This is a genomic window from Lysinibacillus sp. GW247-5R2A (assembly GCF_059424475.1).
In genome coordinates this window covers 107808-130062 of record NZ_JBWKZL010000001.1, presented here as the reverse complement: position 1 = coordinate 130062, position 22255 = coordinate 107808, and the positions used below count along the sequence as shown (strand labels likewise).

Below are 22255 nucleotides of genomic sequence, written 5' to 3'. Positions count from 1 at the left end.
GCCAAGGATGGGATAGAGGTTTTTATGTTTGCAGTTGGTTTTATAACAATAGAGCAAACATCTAGTTTTATGGGAATTGACATCAAAGAAATTAAAAAAGATGTCCCTATGAGAGACACCTTTTTCTTATCCTTTATTCATTACGCTATGCTTTCGACCATAAACCAAATAAACAATCAAACCGATGATAAACCAAATACCACATGCAACCCATGTAAGGACAGAAAGCTGTGATATTAAAAAGAGACATAATAGGAATGATAAAATCGGTAGGACTGGGAAAAATGGTACTTTAAAGCCCCCAGAAGGTATATTTTTATTTTTACGTAAATACACCACACCAATGGATACAATGGTAAACGCGACTAATGTACCCATATTGACTAATTCGGCAAGCTTAGAAAGTGGTACAAATCCTGCACAAAAGGCAACTAGTATTGCGAAAATCCATGTGTTTTTCACGGGAGTTTTAAATTTGGGACTGAGCTCAGCCATGCTTTTTGGCAGTAAACCATCACGGCCTAATGCGTACAGTAGTCGGGTTCCTCCATAAGACATAACTAAGATAACAGTCATCATTCCAACTACAGCACCTAGTGAGATAATTCCCGCAATCCAATCTTGGTGGACCATCTGCATCACATAGCTAACGGGGTCACTTACATTTAACGCATGATAGGGAACGATACCTGTTAAAACCATTGATACGGCAACATAGAGCACCGTACAAATAAGTAAAGAACCGATGATACCAATGGGCATATTCCGCTGTGGATTTTTAACTTCCTCAGCAGCAGAAGATACCGCATCAAAACCTAAATAAGCAAAAAATACAAGTGCCGCTCCACTGAAGACGCCGCTTATGCCAAATGGTAGAAAGGGCTCCCAGTTAGTAGGTTTTACATAAAATACCCCTACGCCAATAAATAGTAAGATGACAGCGACCTTCAAGAAAACCATCCAAGTATTGAATCGAGTGGATTCTTTAATACCAAGCGTTAATAAAAATGCCGTAGCAAAAATAATCAAAATTGCAGGTACATTCATATATGTGCCTGCAGCAGGATTAAAGGCTCCTGAAATTGCTTGAGGCAAAACGATATGAAAGCCTGCAAGAAGTGAGTTTAAGTAAGATGACCAACCTGTTGCAACAGCGGCAACAGCCAGTCCATATTCCAAAAGCAAAGCCCAACCTACTAACCATGCGATAATCTCGCCAAAGACAATATAGCCATACGTATAGGCGCTCCCAGTTACGGGGACACTTGATGCAAATTCGGAATAACACATGCCTGCAAAAGCGCAAACAATGGCAGCGATAATAAAGGAAAAAACGATCCCAGGTCCAGCATGTGTTGCTGCCACCGTTCCAGGCAAAATGAAAATACCAGTGCCAACGATGGCACCCACTCCTAATAATATAAGATCAAAGGCACCTAACGTTTTCTTTAGTTGAATAGTCCCGTTATTTTGTAATAGTTCCTCGATTTTCTTTTTTCTAAATAATATTTTACTCACGATCAATCCTCTTTTTCTTAGAAATATGTAAAAATATTATACTTTTTTGATAATTAGGTCAATCTTTTTGTCGAAATAAAGTGAAAAAACTAATATATTTAGAAATTTCCGAACAGTGATAGTGAGGTAGCTACTCTATATGCCAAATCTATCAAAAAAACATTATTTTTTGTTTTTCCTAAAAATACAATTGTCTTTTTTAGAAAAATTGATTATGATTTTAAAGTATATTCAACGTAGAAAGAACAACAGGAAAAGAGGCGTTATGGAGTGGCCAACAAAGAATTACAACGAGGATTAGAGGCACGTCACATCCAAATGATCGCACTTGGCGGTACGATTGGTGTGGGCTTATTTATGGGTTCTGCAAGTGCCATTCAATGGACAGGACCTTCAGTACTCCTTGCCTATGGGATTGCAGGTATTTTTATATTTTTCATTATGAGAGCAATGGGTGAGATGCTTTATATGGAGCCAAGTACAGGCTCTTTTGCAACATTTGGCTATAAATACATTCACCCTCTAGCAGGCTATTTAACGGCATGGAGTAACTGGTTCCAATGGGTAATTGTTGGGATGTCAGAAATTATAGCCGTGGGAACGTATATGCAGTATTGGTATCCCGATTTACCAGCATGGATACCGGGTCTAATTGCGATGATAATATTAGGTTTGGCAAACTTTATTTCGGTTAAATCTTTTGGTGAATTTGAATTTTGGTTCGCCATGATTAAAATCGTAACCATTATATTAATGATTGTAGCTGGGGTTGGATTGATCTTCTTTGGCTTTGGTAATGATGGTATTGCGATTGGCTTATCAAATCTATGGAGTCATGGTGGCTTCTTTACGGGTGGCTGGACAGGCTTCTTCTTTGCTTTATCGTTAGTAGTTGCAGCCTACCAAGGAGTAGAGCTTATTGGTATTACAGCAGGGGAAGCAAAAAATCCACAAAAGACAATTACGAATGCTATTCAAAGTATTATTTGGCGCATTTTAATTTTCTATATCGGAGCTATTTTTGTCATTGTGACAGTGTATCCGTGGGATGAATTGGGTACGATCGGTAGTCCCTTTGTTGCGACATTTGCCAAGGTAGGTATTACAGCTGCTGCAGGTATTATTAATTTTGTCGTTATTACAGCTGCTATGTCTGGCTGTAACAGTGGTATTTATAGTGCAGGACGTATGTTATATACTCTTGCGATGAATGGACAAGCACCGAAATTTTTCGCGAAGCTCTCTAAAAATGGTGTACCTTTATTTGGTACAGCTGGCGTGCTAATTGGTTTAGTGATTGGCGTCATTTTAAGCTATATTGCACCACAGAATTTATTTGTCTATGTATATAGTGCAAGTGTTTTACCTGGAATGATACCGTGGTTCATTATATTAATTAGCCAAATGAAATTTAGAAAAGTAAAAGGTGAACAATTAGCGAATCACCCGTTCAAAATGCCATTAGCCCCTATTACGAATTATTTAACGATTATCTTTTTAATCATGGTGCTGGTTGGCATGTGGATTAATGACGATACGCGTATCTCATTAATCGTAGGAATTGTATTTTTAGTAGTTGTAACTATTAGCTATTATGCATTTGGTATTGGCAAAAATCGCTACAGTTCAGATCAAGCCGAATAGCAAAAAAGATGCTTCTCTCAAAAAGAGACGCATCTTTTTTTTTGCCTATTTTTGCTAGCATTTTTTTTACATAATCAGTCGTAAACATGCCAAACTATAAAAAATTACATGTGGACTGGTATTCGTTGAAATAAAAGGGGTTGAACGGAATGCACGAAATGCCTGAACAGCTTGTTGCAAAATTAAAAAAGGAAATAAATGATGTAGATGATGTCAAGCTAAATATGATTGCAACAGAAGAAGGGGATGTTACCCTTATCTATTTTTCCTCTCTTATAGAAAAAATGACGTTACAAACAATGGTATCTATTCCGTTAACCAATAATATTAAACAAATTCATCAAATGGCTCAATATGTGGACCCTAAAGATATACAAGGTGTCATTAAAAAATTGAACTCTGGGCAAACACTGCTATTTTTCCATGAAACCAATGCACTTTTAAGTATGGATACGTATAGTGCACCTACAAGGGCCATTACAAATACTGAAACAGAATCAACAGTTATAGGGCCTCAGGATGCATTTACGGAATCTTTGGAGACCAATATTTCTCTAGTGAGAAGACGAATTCAAAGCGCTCAGCTAAAAAATGAAAATCGTACTGTTGGTTCAGAGGCTAATATTAAAATTTCTATTATGTATATGGATAATATTGTGAATCATAAAAACTTAGATGATCTTCGGAATCGTATTGATCAGGTGGAATTCCCTTTATTTACGGATATTTCGGTGTTGAAGCAATTAATTGAGGATAATCCGCTATCCCCATTTCCCCAATATTATATGACAGTACGCCCTGATAGTATTTGTCGATACTTAATTGACGGCCGGATTGTCATGTTTATGGATAATAGCCAATTAGCGATTGTCTGTCCGACCTCATTTTTTGAAATGTTCGTGTCGATTGAGGATTATTATAACCGATGGACAACAGCCTCATTACTAAGGATGCTGCGCTTCTTTGGTTTTTTCTTAACGATCATGATTACGCCTATGTATATTTCTGCCTTAACCTTTCATCCAGAAATATTGCCATATGAGCTTTTGTTAAATCTTCAAGAGTCGAGAAGTAAAGTGCCATTTCCCCCTCTTATCGAAGTGTTATTTATCGAGCTTATTGTAGAGGTATTACGGGAAGCGGGTTCCCGAATGCCTGCCAAAGTCGGACAAACAATCGGTATCGTAGGAGGTATTGTCATTGGGACTGCGGCTGTGCAGGCAGGATTGCTTAGTAATATTCTCATTGTGTTGGTGGCCACTTCTGCACTATTATCTTTCCTACCACCGATTTTCTTAATGAGTAATACGAGCCGATTTGTACGTTATATTTTCATTCTATCTGCCGGGTTATTCGGTCTATTTGGACAAATGCTTGCCTTTGCTTGGCTAATACATCATTTACTAAGTTTAAAATCATTAGGAACTCATTATATGACGCCAGGTATACCAAGAAAACCAACGGATTTATTAGATAATGTCATCAGATTTCCTATCAACTATTTAACGAAAAAATCGGGTATTTCAAGGGCTCAGAAAAAAACGACAGAGGAGAAATGAGGTAAAAGACTTGGGCGCAGCTAACGTAAAAATGTTAAATCGCTATCACGTCATTTTTTTAGCCCAAAGTGTTATGGTTGGGACTGGCATACTGTCATTGCCACAAAAATTGAGTGCGATGGGCTATACTGAGTGGTTTATGCCTGTCATATTCGGACTAGTCGCTACGTTAACGCTTTGGCCAATGGTTTGGCTTTGCTCCAAATACCCGAATGACCATTTATTTCGTATCAATGAAATTCTTTTGGGAAAAGTGCTAGGGAAAGGCCTTAATTTCTTATTTATCATTCAATTTATTATCTTTAGTGCAGGAATTATTAGCAACTATATGCACCTCATCCAAAGTACAGCCTTACAAGAGCAAACGATCACATTACCTGTTTTTTGCTTCTTACTTTTACTGATTTATATTGTAAGTGGGGGCATTAAATCCATTGCTAGATTTTGCATGATGGCTTTTTTTATTACGATTGGAATGTTCTACTTTACACGATGGGCTATTGAAAAAGGAGAGGTAAGTCATTTACTTCCTTTACTTAATTTTAGTGGGAAAGATTTTTTGAATGCATTTAAAGATGGATATTTATCAATTCTTGGCTATGAATTAATTTTATTTTACTTTCCCTATATTATCGATCAGAAAAAAGCCTTTCGTCATTCATTGATTGGTATTTGGGTTAGTATTTTTCTTTGTTTTTTTACGACAGTAGTCAGTGTCATGTATTATTCTGAATGGCAGTTGAAAAATGTAGAGTTTTCCGTCTTAAATTTATTTAAAGCAGGTGAGTTTACCTTTGTTGAACGAATCGATATTATCGGTATTACATTATGGGTATTTTTAATATTATCGACAGCCACAGCCTATGTATGGTGTGCCAAACTAGGGGTGGAATCCGTGTTTAAAAAGAAAAATAGTTTTCCATTATATGTGATTGCAGCAATCATTTTTTTCATTATTAGAATGCCGTTTTCTCGAGAATTCCAAGAAAAGCTTTTTACAGCAAGCAATTATATTGGTTATATGCTAATTATTTGGCCAATCTTCTTAAGCCTGATCTATATAGTTCGAAAAAAGAAGGTGCAACAATGAATAGAAAGCTACTACTAGTCATATTTGTGCTTTTAGTGTTATTAGCCGGATGTTCAAGAAAAGAGCTGAAAGTACCATTAGAGGATATTGGTATGGTTGGCACTATGGCTTTTGATTATATAGATGAAGACCAAATGAAATTAACGGTAGCCATTCCTCAATATGCACCAGAAGCACCACAAAACACTCAAATTTTCTCGGTGTCTACAGATCTTGTATCGAATGGCATCGTAGAAATCGAAAAGCTTTCGGATAAAAAGATTGTCTTTAACCAATTACGGGTTGTACTCGTTAATGAAGAATTTGCACGAAAAGGTGAGATACGAAAGGTAATTCAGCATCTATACAGAAATGCTGAGGTGGGTAATAAAGTACTCATTGCTATTGTGAAAGATAAAGCAGAGGGAATTATAAAAGGAAATTATCCAGATAAACCAAATATTAATTTATACATTAATGATTTATTGGAACCAAGCATAAATACGGCTTTTAATCCGAATACGAATATTCATGATTTTATGTATACAATAACGAATCCTGTAACAGATACGATTATTCCATATCTTGAAAAGCATGATGATAAAATTGAAATTAAAGGTGTGGCTGTTTTTCAAGGGAACCATATGCATGATGTCATTAAGCCTGAGGAGGCACTTATTGTTCAGGCATTACTAGGCAGAAAAAGTCTAGCGCCTCTCCATTTAGATATACATGAGGGACATGGTGAGGAAAAATTGATGATAGATTTAATTGAGAGCTCTATCAACATGCAAAGTAATAAAAATATTGAATCACCAAAGCTCATCATTCGTCTAAAGATTAAAGGAACATTAAGTGAATACAAAGGAGCAAGAGAGTACAAGCTGAATACGATTGAGAGCATTAGCCGGTTAGAAAAAGACGTTAATAAGCAACTAGAAGTGGATATTACCAAGTTTTTAGATAAACTAAAAAATATGGATGTTGATCCTAGCGGGCTAAGTGAGAAATTTAGAATGTATGATCATGGAAAGTGGACGACCCAAAAAACGAGGGAAGTCATAGGCAAATTACAAACGGAAGTACATGTCGAGACGTCAATCATAAGTACAGGTACATTAAAATAAACAGGACAATCCTTCTGAAGTTAAAGTGGATTGTCCTTTTTGTTCCTTTAAGATTTTCGCATGATAAAGCTTAAATGTCTGCCTGCCTGTTTGTCCTGACGATAGGAGAAGCCATCAGGGCTAAGGAATGTACAAGTGGCATCAATTTGGATTTGCTCAGATGGAATACCAGCAAGCTCACATTGTTTTTTCACCGTTTTTTGATTATCAATATGGTATTTATTCGTCTCGGCATTCAAATACATAAATTCCTCTGCATAACCAAGGCTGCGGAACTTCTCATAAACATCAGCATCTACCTCGAATTTTTGCTGGCTTAATGCCATACCAATTTGAACGTGAAAATCCTCTGGTCGACATTGTTCTTCTTCCAACAGATGCTGAAACAGTTTAGGAGTAATTTCTTTAATAGTGCCCTGCCAACCTGAATGAATGACGCCCACTAAACCATTGACCACATTATAAAAAATCACAGGAACGCAATCTGCCGTAAAACTACATAATAATAAATTAGGCTCAGCTGTATAAAGAGCATCTGTGTTTTTCACAGCCGTATCCATTTGCTCGGCGCCACGTCCTTTATCGGCTAAGGTCACTCGATGGAAGTTGGCACTGTGCGTTTGTTCCGTACAAATAAAATCTTGTAGGTCGCAGTTCAATGCTGTTGCTAATTGTTGACGATTGTCAATGACATCATGGATATGATCACAAACATGCAACGCCATATTATTATGCTCTAATTCCATCGTATCCTTTAAGGTAGTGCCTGCGATAAATTGATCATTATCTACATATATTTTTGATTTCATTCAATCACCCCGCTTTACTATATAGGATTCCACTAAGAATGTATAGGTTCCATTCCCTTGAATAATTGTTACTCCTTTCCCTTACCCTACTAGCAAACTTTTAGACATAATGAATAGATTTCTTCACATATAGTATGGGGAATCATATGTGGAGGGAGAGAGTAAAAAATGGCTCAACTAGATATTTTATTAATATGCCAAATAGGCATGGGCCTCTTCTGGATCATTACATATCTATTAGTTATTTACAAAGGGTGGAAGGATAAAAAATACGGCATGCCTATGGTTGCTATTTGTGCCAATATTGCATGGGAATTTACCTTTACCTTCCTTTACCCACAAAATGACCTTCAACGATTGATTACGCTCACTTGGCTCATATTAGATGTCGTAATACTGATGCAGTTTTTACGCTTTGCACCACCAGAATATCGGAGAATCCTCTCTAAAAAATTATTATATGCCTCTTTTTTGGTCACTTTAATTTTCAGCATGTTCATGATTTTAGGGATGATTCATCAATTTCAGGATTTTGAAGGGAAGTACGCAGCGTTTTTGCAAAACCTCATGATGTCAGGATTATTTATCGGTTTATTATTGCGAAGAGGGAATTTAGATGGTCAATCCATGGGCATTGCTGTCTGTAAGATGATTGGAACATTGTTTGCTGCAGTTGGCTTTTATCTTTATTTTCGTACGCCGTTCATTACCATTATTTCTATGGCTACCCTTTTTTATGACTGTCTCTATATTCTATTAATTTTCCAAATGAAGAGGAAATTAGTAGCGAAGTAGGGTTTCTGCAGTAAATAGGGAAGGTTTATTTAGTTGGTAATGTTTGTAAATGACAATTAGATTGCAACTTGATGACAAGGTGCATCATGATAAATGGTGTTAAATTGGGATTCGTAAATTTTTGTTGTTTGTCTGTCATGTATTTGTAAAAATCCTTCCAAATATTTTGTGATGATTATTGCTCAAAAACTATTTACGATAATAGGAGAGCAAACAGGAAGGATGATAGACATGTTGAAAAAAGTAAAAAAAGCGGCACTTGCTTCAGTTATTGCGGCTTCATTAATAGTACCAGTGGGGGCAATGGCGGCTGAATCCTATACAGTCTCATCTGGTGACACTCTTTGGAAAATTGCATTGAAAACAGAAACAGGCGTACAAGAACTAATTGATGCAAATCCACAGCTTGCCAATCCAAATCAAATTAATCCTGGACAAAAAATAAATGTCCCTGTAAAGGAACAAGCAAGCGTTGAACAAGAGGTCATTAAACTGGTGAATGCGGAACGCGCCAAAGCAGGACTCTCAGCATTACAAGACGACTGGGAGTTATCAAGAGTAGCCAAATACAAATCTCAAGATATGCATGATAAAAAATACTTTGACCATACAAGTCCAACGTATGGAACGCCATTTACGATGATGAAAAATTTCGGTATTTCATATCGATCAGCCGGTGAAAATATTGCCAAAGGTCAACGCTCTGCACAAGAAGTCGTTACAGCTTGGATGAACAGCGAAGGCCACCGTGCGAATATTCTCAACAAAACCTATACACATATCGGTATAGGCTATGTAGCAGATGGCAACTACTGGACGCAAATGTTTATACAAAAATAAAAGAAGAATTGCCCCGTAAACGTTAGACACCCATCTAATTTTTACGGGGGTTTTTTACTAGGGTTTATAATTTCATTGGATATTCTAAGGACGTATATAATTATTTTGTACAAATATAAATAAATGAATCTTTATAGCAAAAGGCATCAGTGTCAGTCACCGATGCCTTTTAGGAGCTTTAATGTTTTTTGAGGGCAATCGCCTTAGCACGGGAGTTGACCCCTAGCTTACTATAAATTGTAGATAAATAAACACGAACAGTGCCTTCTGATAAATGCAAACGCTTAGCGATTTCACGATTAGTTATACCATCTACTAGCAAATCATAAATATCCTTCTCCCGTTGTGTCAGCATTGATGGAGTTTTTGCAGGAAATGCTGTCCCTTCTTTCAGATAACTAAAATAAACTGTTGGTATGGATTCCCATCTTTGATGTAGCTGTTCGAAATAAATTTCTAATAGTGGCTCCAAATCCTTTTCATCTAAAAAGGATCGAACATAATACAAGGGTGCTGCGAGTTCGAAAGCCTCGTGTAAAGTTTCTAAGGCAAGTTCTTGGTGACTTAGATGGTATTGACAAATAGCTTCAAGAATTGTGGCTTCAATAATTGTAGCAATTTGCTCTTCCTGCTGGCCCTTCATTTTTATCTGAATCAATCTCGTTAAGGCTTCGCTCGGCTTTTGCTTCAATAACAGTAAACGGGCGTGTACTAAGAGCCAGAATGGTTGCTTTGATTGGGTAGACTGTAAGATCAACTCAGCCTGATAACTATCGCCTGCAATAATATGACAGTAGGCTTGCATAATTTGTATAGAAGTTCGCCAATGCTTTTCTGTCACATCCTCTAATAGCTGGGTCAGCATAGCAACAGCTGAACTTATTTGATTTTGCTGGATATAGATTTTTGCTTTCAGGAAATACATCGGGATATATAATCCAGGATCTTGTAATTGATGGCCAAGCTTAAGTGCCATTTCGATTTCTTTATGGGTAAACGGTATTAGGTTGCGTTCATACAACGATTCGGCGGCAACACCATAGCTAAAAGCAGTTACATTGGCTGTTTGTAAAGACGTTTCTCGAAAAAGCTCGCTTATGACGGCTCCTTGTTCCATTGTTTGAAGTTTTCCTTTTGAGCCAATGCTTGTTCGTAAAAGCTTATATTCAAAACTATTATAGGGAATAGGCACATGATCCCATCTAGAAGGGATATGTCCTTTGGCGAGCTGTTTTCTCATTATTTGTTCCACTAACTGTAAATCACCACCAGCGGCAACGATAGCAAAAGCCTTTGCACTCTCATAAATATAGGTCATGGCCGCATGCTCCTCTTGCTCCATCCATTGGTCAGTCAGCTGTCGCAATTCAAGTTCCTCCATCAGAGATGACGCTACTTCAACTTCCGTGGTTGAAATCGATGTCAAAAAGCCAATGACGAGTATTTCATAGGTGACTTTATATTGGTTACGACGAAGCTGACGCAACCACCGCATAAACGTCGCTGTTTGACCTGATAAAAAAAGCTGAACAAGATGATCGGTCATCCAGAGCGTCGCAAGGTCATATTGTCCATGTTTAAGGGCTAATTCAATAGCTGAAATATAATCCCCTTGGTCATAAATGAATTGAGATGTTTCCAGAACAAGATTACGTATGTCCTGCTTCGAAAATTGTCTTGTTAATTCCATTTGCAATGCTTCTGCTAATAAATGATGGTAACGGAAAATAGGCTGTTTGGATTGCAGCCGAATAGTGAAAAGTCCTTTTGCTTCTAAATGTTCCAATTGTTTAAGACTATTTGTCTGTTTGGTCAATTGATCACAAATAGCAGGGTCCAGCTCCTGCAATAAAGAAGTACGCAGCAAAAATTGTTGTGTTTCAGATGGTAGATTATGAATAATTTCTTGCCATAAAAATTCTGAAATAAAGGGCTGTGCGGCTTCTTCCAAAGCTTCTATATCAGGGTCATACGCAAAGCTGGTTAACAATAATCCGGCTACCCAGCCTTCAGTTTTATCTAAAATAGCTTGCAGCTGTTGGTGGTTGAGCGTAGGTAAATGTTTGCAGGAAAAAAATCGCTTCACCTCCTGTAACGTAAAGCGTAAATGTCCCGAATGGATTTCATGTATCCATTGTTTCACTCGCCACTTCGCTATTGGTAGTGAAGGGACGGAACGCGAGGACATATAGATATGTACATGACTAGGTAAATATTCTACGAATTGTGTCATGAGTTGATGTATCACTGGATTTTCTATGACATGATAATCATCTAGTACAATCGAGATGGGCTGTTGAATGGCATTCATTTCTTCTAACAGAGAATAGATAAAAAATTCAAGTGTTGCAGGGTCCTGCGAGTTGAGGAGCGGTGCAAGAATCTGATTTATTTCACTGTTAAAAGACCTAGCAATAGCGTGTGAAATATATGTCCAGTAACGTATCGGATCATTATCAGCAGCATCTAGGGAAACCCATGCAGTGGTTTCTTTTTTATTTTTCAACCAGCTAGTTAGTATACTGGTTTTTCCATAACCCGCTGGCGCTCGTAAAATCGTTAATTTAACATGTATATGTTGATCGAATAAATCGAATAATTGAGTTCTTTCTATTAAAGTGGGTGAATGATGTGGCATTGTGATTTTAGAAGATAATAATGTTTGAGGCATCTTAACTTCCTCCTTTAGTTCAGAAAAGTTCCACAATTTTCATTGTACTAAACTATTATCAATTTTTCGTATGTTAATAGTCCTATCATTTCCATCTTTCATTTATTTTTTGGTGTCTAAATGTAATGGTAGTGGACAATCAAAACTGAGTCCATCGTTCTTCCTCTTTTTCATGATCCATTTCAATAGGTATATAGCCTATTGCCCTAACGCAATAAAACTAAAAATCTGTGCAACTCATGTAAACAACTAATCTACACATTTCACACAGGTTCAAATAGGTGAATATACAAGAAACCCAATTTTGTGGGCATATAGTAGCCATATATGTCTGGGAGGTTGTTCAGTGTGGGAAAAGAACAAAAAATTTTTAGGATCAAGTTTAAATCAAATCCAGGTTGTCATTGTCATTGCTGCGGTTTTTGTTGCCCTTGTCGTTGTAAGCATCCATTTTTACCAGTACCACCGACTTGTCACTATCTTGTCTATGTAACAGACGCTGGACAGGTAGCAACTCCTGATAACAGAGTATCAGTGATCGATACAGCAACCAATACGATAGTTGCTTCCATTCCAGTAGGAACAGCTCCACTAGAAGTAGCAATCACACCAAATGGTGCGTTTGGTTATGTGCCAGCACTCTTCTCCGATAATGTCACAGTTTTTGATACAGCGACAAATATGGTAGTCACTACGATTCCAGTAGGAAGTGAGCCTCTTGGTGTAGCGATTTCACCAAATGGTGCCCTTGCCTATGTCTCCAATCACGGATTAGGCGCTAACTCTGTATCTGTCATAGATACAGCGACAAATACTGTCACGGCTACTATTCCAGTAGGGCTTCAACCTCAAGGTATTGCCTTTACGCCGAATAGTGCGTTTGCTTACGTGGCAAACGAAAATTCAGGGAGTGTATCTGTTATAAATACAGCGACCAATCTGGTGGTTGCTACTATTCTTGTTGGCATCCGCCCAAGATCAATTATCTTCACATTAAATGGACAATTTGCTTATGTTACCAATGAAAATAGCAATAATGTATCGATCATTAATGTTGCAACCAATACAGTAGTTGGTACAATACCTGTAGGAACAGGGCCTGTAGGGTCAGCCATTACACCTGATGGAACACTTTTATATATCGTCAACAAAGGTAGTGATACCGTATCTGTCATCAGTACAGCGACAAATATGGTAATAGACACAATCCCTGTTGGAACTTCACCTGACCAAGTAACGATCTTGCCGAATGGCACTTTTGCATATGTTACCAATCAAACGGAAAATACGGTGTCTGTCATTGATTTAGCAACCAATATGGTAGTGGATGTAATCCCTGGGTTTAATGGACCGACTGGTATAGATACAGGGGTAATTTGTCTATAGCCTGTAAAAAAGGCGGTTAATTTCATCCACCAATGTTCTGGTAGCTCAAAGGTTTCTTTGGCGGCGCGTTCGTTTGAACCAAATTGGGTGTTAAAAAGAGATAGAAAAAATAATCACAAAATAATTGTTGAACATCATATTGGGGTAGCGGTTGTTTGTTTTAACATGTCTTGATGCCAAGCTATCCCAGCTTTACATAATAAAAAGCCAACCTTATTCACTGTGATCTTCCATAGTAAGCAGATAAGGAAGTTTCATTTTGTCAGACCAACAAATAAATATCTACAAAAACCACACACTATAAGCAATAGATGAATAAGATGTCTCTGTAGTATGACCATAGAGGTAGGTGTATATGTTGAAAAGGAAGTTAGTTTCTGCATTTTGTGTTTTATGTATGGTGGGACTAGTAGGGTGTCAAAGAAATTTGAACAACGACCAAAATCTAGAGCAAGAAAATCAACCATTAAAACAGCCAGTCGAAGAAATGAAAAAGCCAGTTACCTATGAGCAAGTTCCTCAAAATGGGCAGGCTTTTGTAGAGATAGTAAATCCGAAAACAAAGGAGATTATTAAAACCATTTCACCAAAGGATAGTGGCTATGAGACAAATTTGCAAGCCTATCAGCAGCATATTGAGCAGTTAGCAAAGGAATTAGCAAGAGGGACGGATGAAATGGAAGGCTATGACCAGCGAATGATGCTTGATCGATTGGATGAAGAAGGAAGAGTAATCAAGGGAAGACCGCAAATGATTTTAAAGGAAAGTGAATTAGTACAGAGAATTCTGGAAGCCTCTGCGACTGGTGGTCAAGTGGAGATACCGCTTTATTTGACGCAAAGTGGATATTCATTTGAGGACATTCCTTATTTAGAGGAGGTCGTTGTAGCATCCTATACGACGTATTTTAATAGCGCTGATTTGGGAAGAAATAAAAATATTGAGCTTTCTGCCGAGGCCATTAATAATGTTATCGTGGGTAGTGGGGACCATTTTTCATTTAATACGATGGTTGGACCTCGAGATGAGGCAAATGGTTATCAGCCTGCACCAGAAATTATTAATAAGAAAGTGGTAATGGGGATTGGTGGGGGGATTTGTCAAACTTCCTCGACCCTCTTTAATGCAGTGGATCAGCTACAAGTCAAGTATATAGAACGTCACCATCATTCTCTGGATATTGGATATGTGCCAAAAGGAAGGGATGCGACGGTTGCCTATGGAAGCTTGGATTTTAGGTTTCAGAACACTAGTGATGTTCCATTTTTAATTCAAACTACCTATGGAAAGGATTTTTTGACGATCGACATACGAACTGCTGAAAAATATGTAGAAATATTGACAAAGGGTTAATGCTGCAAAGAGACACCATAGGACGTTGGTGTCTTTTTATAAGTGTCATGATATAGTTAAAATGGAATAGTTAGTAAACATTTGGGGAGGGGGACAGACAATGCATCCAAAACTACTGGCCGTCATAGAGACGATGGATTTATATCAGGCAACATACCCAGAAGATGCTTGTGTCATAGTGGCAGACACTGAAAAAGTACTTGCCTATCAACCGGGGAAGCATGTTGACTTGAAGGTAGGTGTAGGTGAGCCTGTACATAAATATCGAGGAACAGCAACGGAAATCGCGTTGAGTTCAGGTCAATTCGTTAAAGAGGAACGAGGAGCAGAGGGGTTTGGTATGGCGTATATCGCCTCGGCGCATCCAATTTTTGACGGAGGTCAAATTATAGGCGTAGTAAGTGCCATCATTTCTAATGAAAAAATGGATCATATGCGTCTATTGGCGACGGATCTTTCGAGTGCGGTTGAAGAAATGACTGCCACGAATGAAGGATTAGCTACAGCCAGTATAGATGTTTCCAATCGTTTAGGGGCACTATCAAATTTCTCCGAATCAATGGCAGGTGATATTGAACAAATTAATGTAATTGTTCAATTAGTAAAGGACTTAGCGATGAAATCTAAAATTCTTGGCTTGAATGCATCGATTGAGGCGGCACGTTCAGGGGAGCATGGTCGTGGTTTTGCAGTTGTTGCATCTGAAATACAAAAAATGTCCCAAAGCAGTACAGAAAGTGCGAATAGTATAACGAAACAATTAGAAAGCATTAAGCAATCGATTGATCAGGTGAATGCTTCCGCAAATCAAGTGGCTGCCTTTACCCAGCAATTTGCGACGAGTATGCATGAATTAAGTGATGCGTATAAAGGGGTAAATCAGACAGCTGAAAAGCTCATGCACATAAGCGAAATCAAAAGTTAAACATAGAAAGGATAATAGCCAGTAAAGGGCTATTATCCTTCTATTAAATAATCTCTAAAATTTCCTCAGGTGTTGCTACCTTATATTCTGGTTCTTCATTTTGTATAACTTCAATGGCATCATAGCCCCATTCCACCCAAATAATAGGTACTCCAGCTTTTTTACATGCTACAATATCCCTTTGTTCATCCCCTATATATATCACTTCAGTTGCTGAAACATTCGATTCTTTTAAAAACTTCTTCATAACTTTATCCTTGCCAAAAATACGATTGGAGCAAAGGACATCTGTAACACAGTGAATGCCATTCATTTTGAGAAACTCTACAATATTGTCCTTCGAATTGGAAGAGATAATTAAAATCTTATACCCTCTTTTATCAATTTCGAGCAAAACTTCCTTCATCCCTTCAAAAAGATGAACATCGTTTAATGATTGGCGATATAATTTGTAAAATTGTGGTAAAATCATAGGTAATTTATACATTGGGAAGTCAAATAATTTACTACGTTCTGAAATCGATAATTTTTTTAAGGTATCAATTTCCTTCAATTCAATTCCTTTAAATTTATATTTTTGTGCTAACGTATTCCATGCTGATGCAAACACGGCGGTCGAATCTGCAAGCGTTCCATCAAAATCAAAAATTATATGCTTCATGGCAAACTTTCTCCTTTATCATCTAGTTGTATTGACGTTTTATGCAAAAAAATGTTACATGGAATGGGCAATTGATTGGGTCATGAAATAGGGAACAACAATCAAAATAAAAGGTCTGTAAACATCATATGGTAAATATTATCAGAAAATGCGGCGTTTGCAACGGAAATCATGCACACAAAAATCAACTAAGACACCTAATACGCTAAATAACGAAATAACTGGGCTTCATTTTAGCCCTATTCAATTTACAAGCCGTATTTTGTGTGTTGTACAATTTCAAATCTGAAATTTTGATGTTCTACTATTCCGCTGTTAGTGAGACGAATTAAAATGAAGAGTCTTTAAGGTGAAAGTTTTGACTAATTAACGATCAAGTCAGGTTCTGACTATAGTTAGAAGGTATATTTTTTGTTTTTTTTTATGGCTGTAACGTGTGCGTCAATTTATAACTGATTTCTTTACATCATTTTGCTGTTTCGAATTTGGAATTTTTAGCTATATCTCTGATACTAAAGGGGTAATAGCTTGTATCATTCATGCCAGTCAGGATGACATTATTGGGCTGAAAGCTATGAAATAATAATAATTGGACCGAAATTAATAGGGGAGCGATACGTATTTCCAGCACCTATCACGCTAAGGTGATAGGCCTGGTATATATGTGAGTGTTATTCTATTTTTTCTCGAGTTTTCACTAAATAATAAGCATTGATGGAGGAAGCGATAGGAATAATGAGGGCAATGCCGATGCCTGCGCAAAAAATCGTCATCATTTCTGCGCTAAAGACTTTGGAATTGACGATTTCCCCAATCGAATAAGAAAGATCCTTAAACCATATTAATAAACTTAAATAGCCACCAAAGAAAGCAAAAAATAAAGTATTTGTATCGGTTCCTAAAATGTCTCTTCCAATATTTAATCCAGAGGTAAATAGAGACTTTCTACTAATCGAAGGATTACGATTAAAAATTTCATACATCGAAGTCGCGATGGAAATGGCAACATCCATAATGGCGCCAATCGTACTCATAATAATGACCGATGCACCTATCTGCACGAAATTTACCCCAATATAGAGAGAAAAAATACTTATCTCCTCCGTTGATTCTTCGCCAAAGCCTTGAATCATCGTTTTTTTCGTTATCAACGTAATAAAAAGTAATAAAACAACGATCGTCACCATTGTAGAAATAAATGCTGTAATGGTTTTACTATTCGTTTTATTAATATAAAACAAACTAATGCAACTGATAACAGTGCATGCAATTAACGTCAGGACAATAGGGCTGTTTTTAGGGTTTGTCATAAGAAAAATAGTCACAAAAAGCACGCCGAAATTTAAAAATAAAGATAGAAATGAGCGTAAGCCTTGCTTTCCTCCGACTACCACCATTAAGAAACATAAAATGCCTGCCAATACAACGATAACATTCATTCTTTCACCCTCTTTCGATTAATGAAAAAAATAGCGGTGTATTGACTGATTGGTATGGTGAGGACCACTCCAATGCCCCCTGCAAGTGCACGTGCTAGCTCTAATGAAAGATTTAAAGATAGTGTTAGTCCTAATGTTGAAGAATTTTTCAAATAGAGTATGACCATTGGTATGGAGCCACAAATATACGCAAAAAATAAAATGCTTGTAATGGTACCCATAATGTCTTTGCCAATTTCATGACCGGATGCTTTTAAAGCTTGTAAAGAAATACGAGAATCCTGTTCGTATAGAGCGAAAATAGAAGAGGACATCGTAATGGCAACATCCATAACAGCCCCAAGTGAACCGATAAATAAACCAGCCATAAAGACGGTTCGGTAGGGACGTGTTAAAAATTGCATTTCCTCATAGCGTAGACCATTTTCCCCCGTCAGCCACATTACAGCAGTGCTAATTAAAAGGGCTATCATTGTCCCAAAAAGTGTAGAGATAATGGCTGCATATGTTTTCGTATTCAAACCACTAATCAGTAACAAGGAAATGACGGTAAATAATAGGACACAAACCCCACTTATGAATAATAAATTGAGGCTGCCATGCTTTACATAAAGGTCTAATGCCAATGTTAAAATGCAGGCATTTACGACTAAGCTAATAATGGCAAATAAACCTTGTCTCTTACCGATGATGAGTAGCACAAGGATGAAAATCCAAGCGATCATCATAATTGTTTGATCTCGTTTCAAATCGAGAATGGTGCCCGTTAACTCTGATTGTGTTGAATGTGCATCTAGGGCGACAAAGATTTCATTGCCAACATGGTATTCTTGATCGAAGGCACCAGAGGAAGAATAGTCATTCTTCAAATCAATCGTTTGTCCTTTGTGCTGCCCATTTTTAAGTACGGCTTTAATTTGCTGTGTATACAACATATCTTCATTCTCATACATATCTGTTATGGGCTCAGATTCTATTACTTTGACGTTCAGAATTTCAGCAATCGGTCGATCATAAAATTGTTCATTATGGTGAACGAAAAAAATGGATAGAGCACAGCCGAGTAATAACAAGGCGTAGAAAATACGTTGTTTATACGTTATGTTTTTTAAATAGTGCAATGGAATGACCTCCAAATTAGTGGACTGAATAGTCACTTGTACAGGAACGATTTTAAGTATAGTAAGTTCCAATATATTCTCTAGTTTAACGATAGGAATGATAGATTCCAAGGGATTTATGCTATAAAAAAGCGGGAGGACATTTGTATTCTAGAAAAATATGTAGATTATTTATTACTATAAATTCGATTTAACTGAAGTAGAGGTGAAATCTTACAATCTTTATGGGGATTTGCTGGCTAAGGGAGAAGTGTGCCCTTTTTTAAGCAAATTTCATATCGATGCAGGTTCCGGTTGCTTTTTGCCTTCTTTATTTCTTACTGATTGACCTCCAATTAAAGGGGATGTATAGAATGCTAGACGCCGGTTCGTAACTGCGCTTTTTTTGTTTAATTATAAAATTTAACATGCCCTTTTTCTCATAGGGATGTTTGGAAGGTGCCGTTTTATGACGGCGCCTTTTTTGTGTTTGTTTGAAAGGAGTGAAAAGTGATGTGTAACCTTATATGTCCATTTATTTCTTGAGCAATTCGCTTAGTAGTAATGGATAAAATAAATAAGGAGATTGAAAAAATGACACTTCAATTAAATGGAATTAGTAAGAGCTAGATGTAGGGGCTACCCCTTTAGCGAGAGGTGGCCCCTTTTTAAAAAATTACAGACAGAAGTATAGATAATATAATTAAATAGTGTTATCGTAAGAACTAGCTAAATAAAATGATCCTTCGGGGTAGGGTGAAATTCCCAATCGGCGGTGATGAAGTTATTCAAAGTCCGTGAGCGCAAGCTGATTTGGTGCAATTCCAAAACCGACAGTAACAGTCTGGATGGGAGAAGGGTATAAGTGCGAGCTTTTTAAATTCAATGTAATTTAGAAGGTCTATTTGATTATGCATTTATGACACGCCTTCCCGCAAATATGTTGGGAAGTTTTTTTATTTAGCCAATCAATTGAATAGAAGATGTTCTTCGGGGTAGGGTGAAATTCCCAATCGGCGGTGATGAAGCAATTCAAAGTCCGTGAGCGCAAGCTGATTTGGTGCAAATCCAAAACCGACAGTGATAGTCTGGATGGGAGAAGAACAAATAAGATACTAGTCTATGGAAAAAATGTATATCCAAATAGGCTTATTTATTGATGTCTTATACTCCCAAAACCCCTTTGTCAAAGGGGTTTTTCTTTTTATATGAGCTTTAAGAAGGGAGACGGATAGAAACGTAAAAGTGACGGATAGAAAAGCAAAAGTGACGGATAGAAAAGCAAAAGTGATGGATAGCAAGGGCAAAGAGACGGATAGCAAGGGCAAAGCGACGGATAGAAACGTAAAAGTGGTGGATAGCAAGGCCAAAGTGGTGGATAAAAACTCAAAAGCCACGGATAGAAGCTACGTAAGATCATTGTGAAAGCAGGTGAAGAAATGTTTACGGGTATTGTGGAGGATATTGGCACTATTAAAGCCTTGCAAAGCGATAAGAACAGTATGAAAATTACGGTTCAATCATCGAAAGTTGCTGAAGATGTGGGGTTAGGGGATAGTATAGCGGTCAATGGTGTTTGTTTAACGGTGACTCATTTTACGGATCGAGAGCTTACGATGGATGTTATGCCTGAAACCGTCAAAGCTACAAATTTACATCAGCTGACAATCGGGGATACGGTTAATTTGGAGCGCGCAATGCCTGCTAATGGGCGGTTTGGAGGTCATTTTGTTGCGGGTCATGTCGATGGTGTTGGGAAGATTTTACGAAAACGTCCGGTGGCCAACGCGGTTTATATTGATATCGAATTGTCTGAGGAGCTGACACGTTTCTGTATTCCAAAGGGCTCCATAACAATTGACGGCACAAGCTTAACAATTTTTCATGTTGAAACGAATCAGGTCACGATTTCACTGATTCCTCATACTTCCAAGGAAACGATTTTAGGTATGAAAAAAGTGGGCGCTTTCGTCAATGTTGAAACAGATTTAGTCGGTAAATATATTTTAAACGAATTGAAAAATGGGCAAGGCAAGTCAATGATTACTAGAGATTATTTAGCACGACATGGTTTTTAAAATCACATAATGAGGAGCTGAAAAAATAGTGCTACATGCAATTGAAGATGCCATAGAGGATTTAAAGCAAGGGAAAGTAATCGTCGTAGTGGATGATGAGGATCGGGAAAATGAGGGGGATCTTCTAGCGCTAGCTGAATTTATTACTCCGGAAACGATCAACTTTATGGCGACTTATGGAAAAGGGCTAATTTGTACGCCGATTTCGCAGGAGCTAGCACATCAATTAGATTTGCACCCAATGGTTCAGCATAATACGGATAACCATCAAACAGCGTTTACCGTAAGTATCGATCATATGGACACTACAACGGGAATTAGTGCCTTTGAGCGGGCATTCACTATACAAAAGATGTTGGAGTCTCAGGCAAAAAAAACTGATTTTCGTCGGCCAGGACACATTTTTCCACTAATCGCAAAGGATAATGGTGTCTTAGAGAGAAGGGGCCATACGGAGGCGAGCATTGATTTAGCCAAGCTTTGTCACAGTATTCCTGCTGGAGTGATTTGTGAAATTATGGGAGATGATGGTCACATGATGCGCTTTGATGAATTGACAAAGTATGCAGCACATCATGAATTAAAAATGATTTCCATTGAGGCGTTAGCCGCTTATCGTAGTCAATCATTGACAACAAACTAATAACGAGGGAGATAAAAAAATGGGTCAAACATTTGAAGCACAATTAATTGGGACGGATTTAAAAATTGCGGTAGTCGTAGGTCGATTCAATGAGTTTATTACAAGCAAATTATTAGATGGTGCAATGGATGGGTTAAAACGACACGGTGTAGATGAAGCATCCATTGATGTTGCATGGGTACCAGGAGCTTTTGAAGTGCCTTTTATTGCGAAACAATTAGCAGAGACAAAGAAATATGATGCCATTATTGGCTTAGGGACTGTTATTCGTGGTTCTACAACACACTATGACTATGTGTGTAATGAGTCGGCAAAAGGTATTGCGAATGTATCCTTAACGACCAATGTGCCAGTTATTTTCGGTATTGTTACAACAGAAAATATTGAACAGGCGATTGAGCGTGCGGGAACAAAATCAGGTAATAAAGGCTATGATTCCGCGATTTCTGCAATTGAGATGGCTAATCTACAAAAAATGATTGGCTAAGAGCACCCTGAATAGGTTATCACAGTATTTGTTTGTTGAATAATTTTTATGTCCATGGGAAAAATATGCCTAAGTATATTTATTACTTGTCGTAGTTTTCATAAATGTACTAAATTTGAGCAGGCTCAGTAGGAGATGAGAAGTATTTCA

At 37.5% G+C, this 22255-nt stretch carries 18 protein-coding genes, 1 pseudogene and 2 riboswitches; of the genes and pseudogenes, 13 read left to right on the top strand and 6 right to left on the bottom strand.

Translation table 11 applies throughout. The annotated features are described in order from the left end of the window. Positions 1-126 precede the first annotated feature (126 nt). Positions 127-1518 (bottom strand): branched-chain amino acid transporter BcaP, encoded by a 1392-nt coding sequence (gene bcaP / locus AC07YC_RS00585; protein ID WP_494918089.1) that lies wholly within the window; start codon positions 1516-1518, stop codon positions 127-129. A gap of 270 nt (positions 1519-1788) precedes the next feature. Here bcaP and AC07YC_RS00580 point away from each other — a divergent pair, with 270 nt between their 5' ends. The 4 genes from AC07YC_RS00580 to AC07YC_RS00565 all read left to right on the top strand — a co-directional run bounded on the left by AC07YC_RS00580 (position 1789) and on the right by AC07YC_RS00565 (position 6917). Further along, the gene (locus AC07YC_RS00580) at positions 1789-3162 is read left to right on the top strand and encodes an amino acid permease (RefSeq protein WP_336634044.1); all 1374 of its coding nucleotides are present in this window, start codon (positions 1789-1791) and stop codon (positions 3160-3162) included. Positions 3163-3311: 149 nt separating this feature from the next. Next, on the top strand, positions 3312-4721 hold the full coding sequence (locus AC07YC_RS00575) for a spore germination protein (RefSeq protein ID WP_336634043.1): 1410 nt from the start codon (positions 3312-3314) through the stop codon (positions 4719-4721). A gap of 31 nt (positions 4722-4752) precedes the next feature. Continuing rightward, positions 4753-5811, top strand: a complete 1059-nt coding sequence (locus tag AC07YC_RS00570; RefSeq protein WP_494918371.1) for a GerAB/ArcD/ProY family transporter — start codon at positions 4753-4755, stop codon at positions 5809-5811. Next, the gene (locus tag AC07YC_RS00565) at positions 5808-6917 is read left to right on the top strand and encodes a Ger(x)C family spore germination protein (protein ID WP_494918088.1); all 1110 of its coding nucleotides are present in this window, start codon (positions 5808-5810) and stop codon (positions 6915-6917) included. Before AC07YC_RS00570 ends, AC07YC_RS00565 begins: the two co-directional genes overlap by 4 nt. Positions 6918-6964: 47 nt before the next feature. On the opposite strand, the gene pgeF is transcribed toward AC07YC_RS00565, so the two are convergent. Beyond that, a complete protein-coding gene (gene pgeF / locus AC07YC_RS00560; protein WP_494918087.1) occupies positions 6965-7726 on the bottom strand; it encodes a peptidoglycan editing factor PgeF in 762 nt (253 codons plus the stop codon). A 168-nt stretch (positions 7727-7894) separates the two neighbouring features. On the opposite strand from pgeF, the gene AC07YC_RS00555 reads away from it, so the two are divergent. Beyond that, positions 7895-8521: a transmembrane-type terpene cyclase gene (locus AC07YC_RS00555; protein WP_494918086.1), complete on the top strand. Its 627-nt coding sequence runs from the start codon at positions 7895-7897 to the stop codon at positions 8519-8521. Between the two features lie 231 nt (positions 8522-8752). Beyond that, positions 8753-9361, top strand: coding sequence for a CAP domain-containing protein (locus AC07YC_RS00550; protein WP_494918085.1), 609 nt, complete (start codon positions 8753-8755; stop codon positions 9359-9361). A gap of 178 nt (positions 9362-9539) precedes the next feature. On the opposite strand, the gene AC07YC_RS00545 is transcribed toward AC07YC_RS00550, so the two are convergent. Next, a complete protein-coding gene (locus AC07YC_RS00545) occupies positions 9540-12032 on the bottom strand; it encodes a winged helix-turn-helix domain-containing protein (RefSeq protein ID WP_494918084.1) in 2493 nt (830 codons plus the stop codon). A 348-nt stretch (positions 12033-12380) separates the two neighbouring features. Here AC07YC_RS00545 and AC07YC_RS00540 point away from each other — a divergent pair, with 348 nt between their 5' ends. From AC07YC_RS00540 to AC07YC_RS00530, 3 genes are all read left to right on the top strand, one after another. Beyond that, positions 12381-13418, top strand: coding sequence for a beta-propeller fold lactonase family protein (locus tag AC07YC_RS00540; protein ID WP_494918083.1), 1038 nt, complete (start codon positions 12381-12383; stop codon positions 13416-13418). 397 nt (positions 13419-13815) lie between these two features. Then, a complete protein-coding gene (locus tag AC07YC_RS00535) occupies positions 13816-14772 on the top strand; it encodes a VanW family protein (RefSeq protein WP_494918082.1) in 957 nt (318 codons plus the stop codon). A gap of 100 nt (positions 14773-14872) precedes the next feature. Then, entirely contained in the window at positions 14873-15697 is an 825-nt protein-coding gene (locus tag AC07YC_RS00530; RefSeq protein WP_494918081.1) for a methyl-accepting chemotaxis protein, read from the top strand. A 43-nt stretch (positions 15698-15740) separates the two neighbouring features. Here AC07YC_RS00530 and AC07YC_RS00525 read toward each other — a convergent pair whose 3' ends face one another. The 3 genes from AC07YC_RS00525 to AC07YC_RS00515 all read right to left on the bottom strand — a co-directional run bounded on the left by AC07YC_RS00525 (position 15741) and on the right by AC07YC_RS00515 (position 18918). Continuing rightward, positions 15741-16358 (bottom strand): HAD-IA family hydrolase, encoded by a 618-nt coding sequence (locus AC07YC_RS00525; RefSeq protein WP_336634035.1) that lies wholly within the window; start codon positions 16356-16358, stop codon positions 15741-15743. Between the two features lie 671 nt (positions 16359-17029). Further along, complete coding sequence (locus AC07YC_RS00520; RefSeq protein ID WP_494918080.1) at positions 17030-17797, bottom strand: YibE/F family protein; 768 nt, start codon at positions 17795-17797, stop codon at positions 17030-17032. Beyond that, on the bottom strand, positions 17794-18918 hold the full coding sequence (locus AC07YC_RS00515; RefSeq protein WP_336634033.1) for a YibE/F family protein: 1125 nt from the start codon (positions 18916-18918) through the stop codon (positions 17794-17796). Before AC07YC_RS00515 ends, AC07YC_RS00520 begins: the two co-directional genes overlap by 4 nt. A gap of 717 nt (positions 18919-19635) precedes the next feature. Then, a riboswitch (FMN riboswitch) is annotated at positions 19636-19761 on the top strand. A gap of 118 nt (positions 19762-19879) precedes the next feature. Beyond that, a riboswitch (FMN riboswitch) is annotated at positions 19880-20005 on the top strand. A gap of 137 nt (positions 20006-20142) precedes the next feature. Here AC07YC_RS00515 and AC07YC_RS00510 point away from each other — a divergent pair. The 4 genes and pseudogenes from AC07YC_RS00510 (at position 20143) to ribH (ending at position 22105) form a co-directional block, all read left to right on the top strand. Further along, positions 20143-20322 carry a hypothetical protein gene (locus AC07YC_RS00510; RefSeq protein WP_494918078.1) on the top strand — a complete coding sequence of 60 codons (180 nt, stop codon included), beginning with the start codon at positions 20143-20145 and terminating at the stop codon, positions 20320-20322. 14 nt (positions 20323-20336) lie between these two features. Continuing rightward, a complete protein-coding gene (ribE, locus tag AC07YC_RS00505) occupies positions 20337-20975 on the top strand; it encodes a riboflavin synthase (protein ID WP_336634031.1) in 639 nt (212 codons plus the stop codon). 28 nt (positions 20976-21003) lie between these two features. Further along, positions 21004-21612: pseudogene (gene ribB, locus AC07YC_RS00500) on the top strand (3,4-dihydroxy-2-butanone-4-phosphate synthase); the annotation flags it as partial. A gap of 25 nt (positions 21613-21637) precedes the next feature. After that, positions 21638-22105, top strand: coding sequence for a 6,7-dimethyl-8-ribityllumazine synthase (ribH, locus tag AC07YC_RS00495; protein ID WP_008176574.1), 468 nt, complete (start codon positions 21638-21640; stop codon positions 22103-22105). The last annotated feature ends 150 nt before the right edge of the window (positions 22106-22255 follow it).

Coding starts and splice junctions, on each gene's coding strand:
- AC07YC_RS00530 (WP_494918081.1), top strand. CDS start 14,873: ATGCATCCAAAACTACTGGCCGTCATAGAGACGATGGATTTATATCAG.
- AC07YC_RS00555 (WP_494918086.1), top strand. CDS start 7,895: ATGGCTCAACTAGATATTTTATTAATATGCCAAATAGGCATGGGCCTC.
- AC07YC_RS00570 (WP_494918371.1), top strand. CDS start 4,753: ATGTTAAATCGCTATCACGTCATTTTTTTAGCCCAAAGTGTTATGGTT.
- ribE (WP_336634031.1), top strand. CDS start 20,337: ATGTTTACGGGTATTGTGGAGGATATTGGCACTATTAAAGCCTTGCAA.
- AC07YC_RS00520 (WP_494918080.1), bottom strand. CDS start 17,797: ATGAATGTTATCGTTGTATTGGCAGGCATTTTATGTTTCTTAATGGTG.
- AC07YC_RS00545 (WP_494918084.1), bottom strand. CDS start 12,032: ATGCCTCAAACATTATTATCTTCTAAAATCACAATGCCACATCATTCA.
- AC07YC_RS00550 (WP_494918085.1), top strand. CDS start 8,753: ATGTTGAAAAAAGTAAAAAAAGCGGCACTTGCTTCAGTTATTGCGGCT.
- AC07YC_RS00575 (WP_336634043.1), top strand. CDS start 3,312: ATGCACGAAATGCCTGAACAGCTTGTTGCAAAATTAAAAAAGGAAATA.
- AC07YC_RS00565 (WP_494918088.1), top strand. CDS start 5,808: ATGAATAGAAAGCTACTACTAGTCATATTTGTGCTTTTAGTGTTATTA.
- ribH (WP_008176574.1), top strand. CDS start 21,638: ATGGGTCAAACATTTGAAGCACAATTAATTGGGACGGATTTAAAAATT.
- pgeF (WP_494918087.1), bottom strand. CDS start 7,726: ATGAAATCAAAAATATATGTAGATAATGATCAATTTATCGCAGGCACT.
- AC07YC_RS00525 (WP_336634035.1), bottom strand. CDS start 16,358: ATGAAGCATATAATTTTTGATTTTGATGGAACGCTTGCAGATTCGACC.
- AC07YC_RS00535 (WP_494918082.1), top strand. CDS start 13,816: ATGGTGGGACTAGTAGGGTGTCAAAGAAATTTGAACAACGACCAAAAT.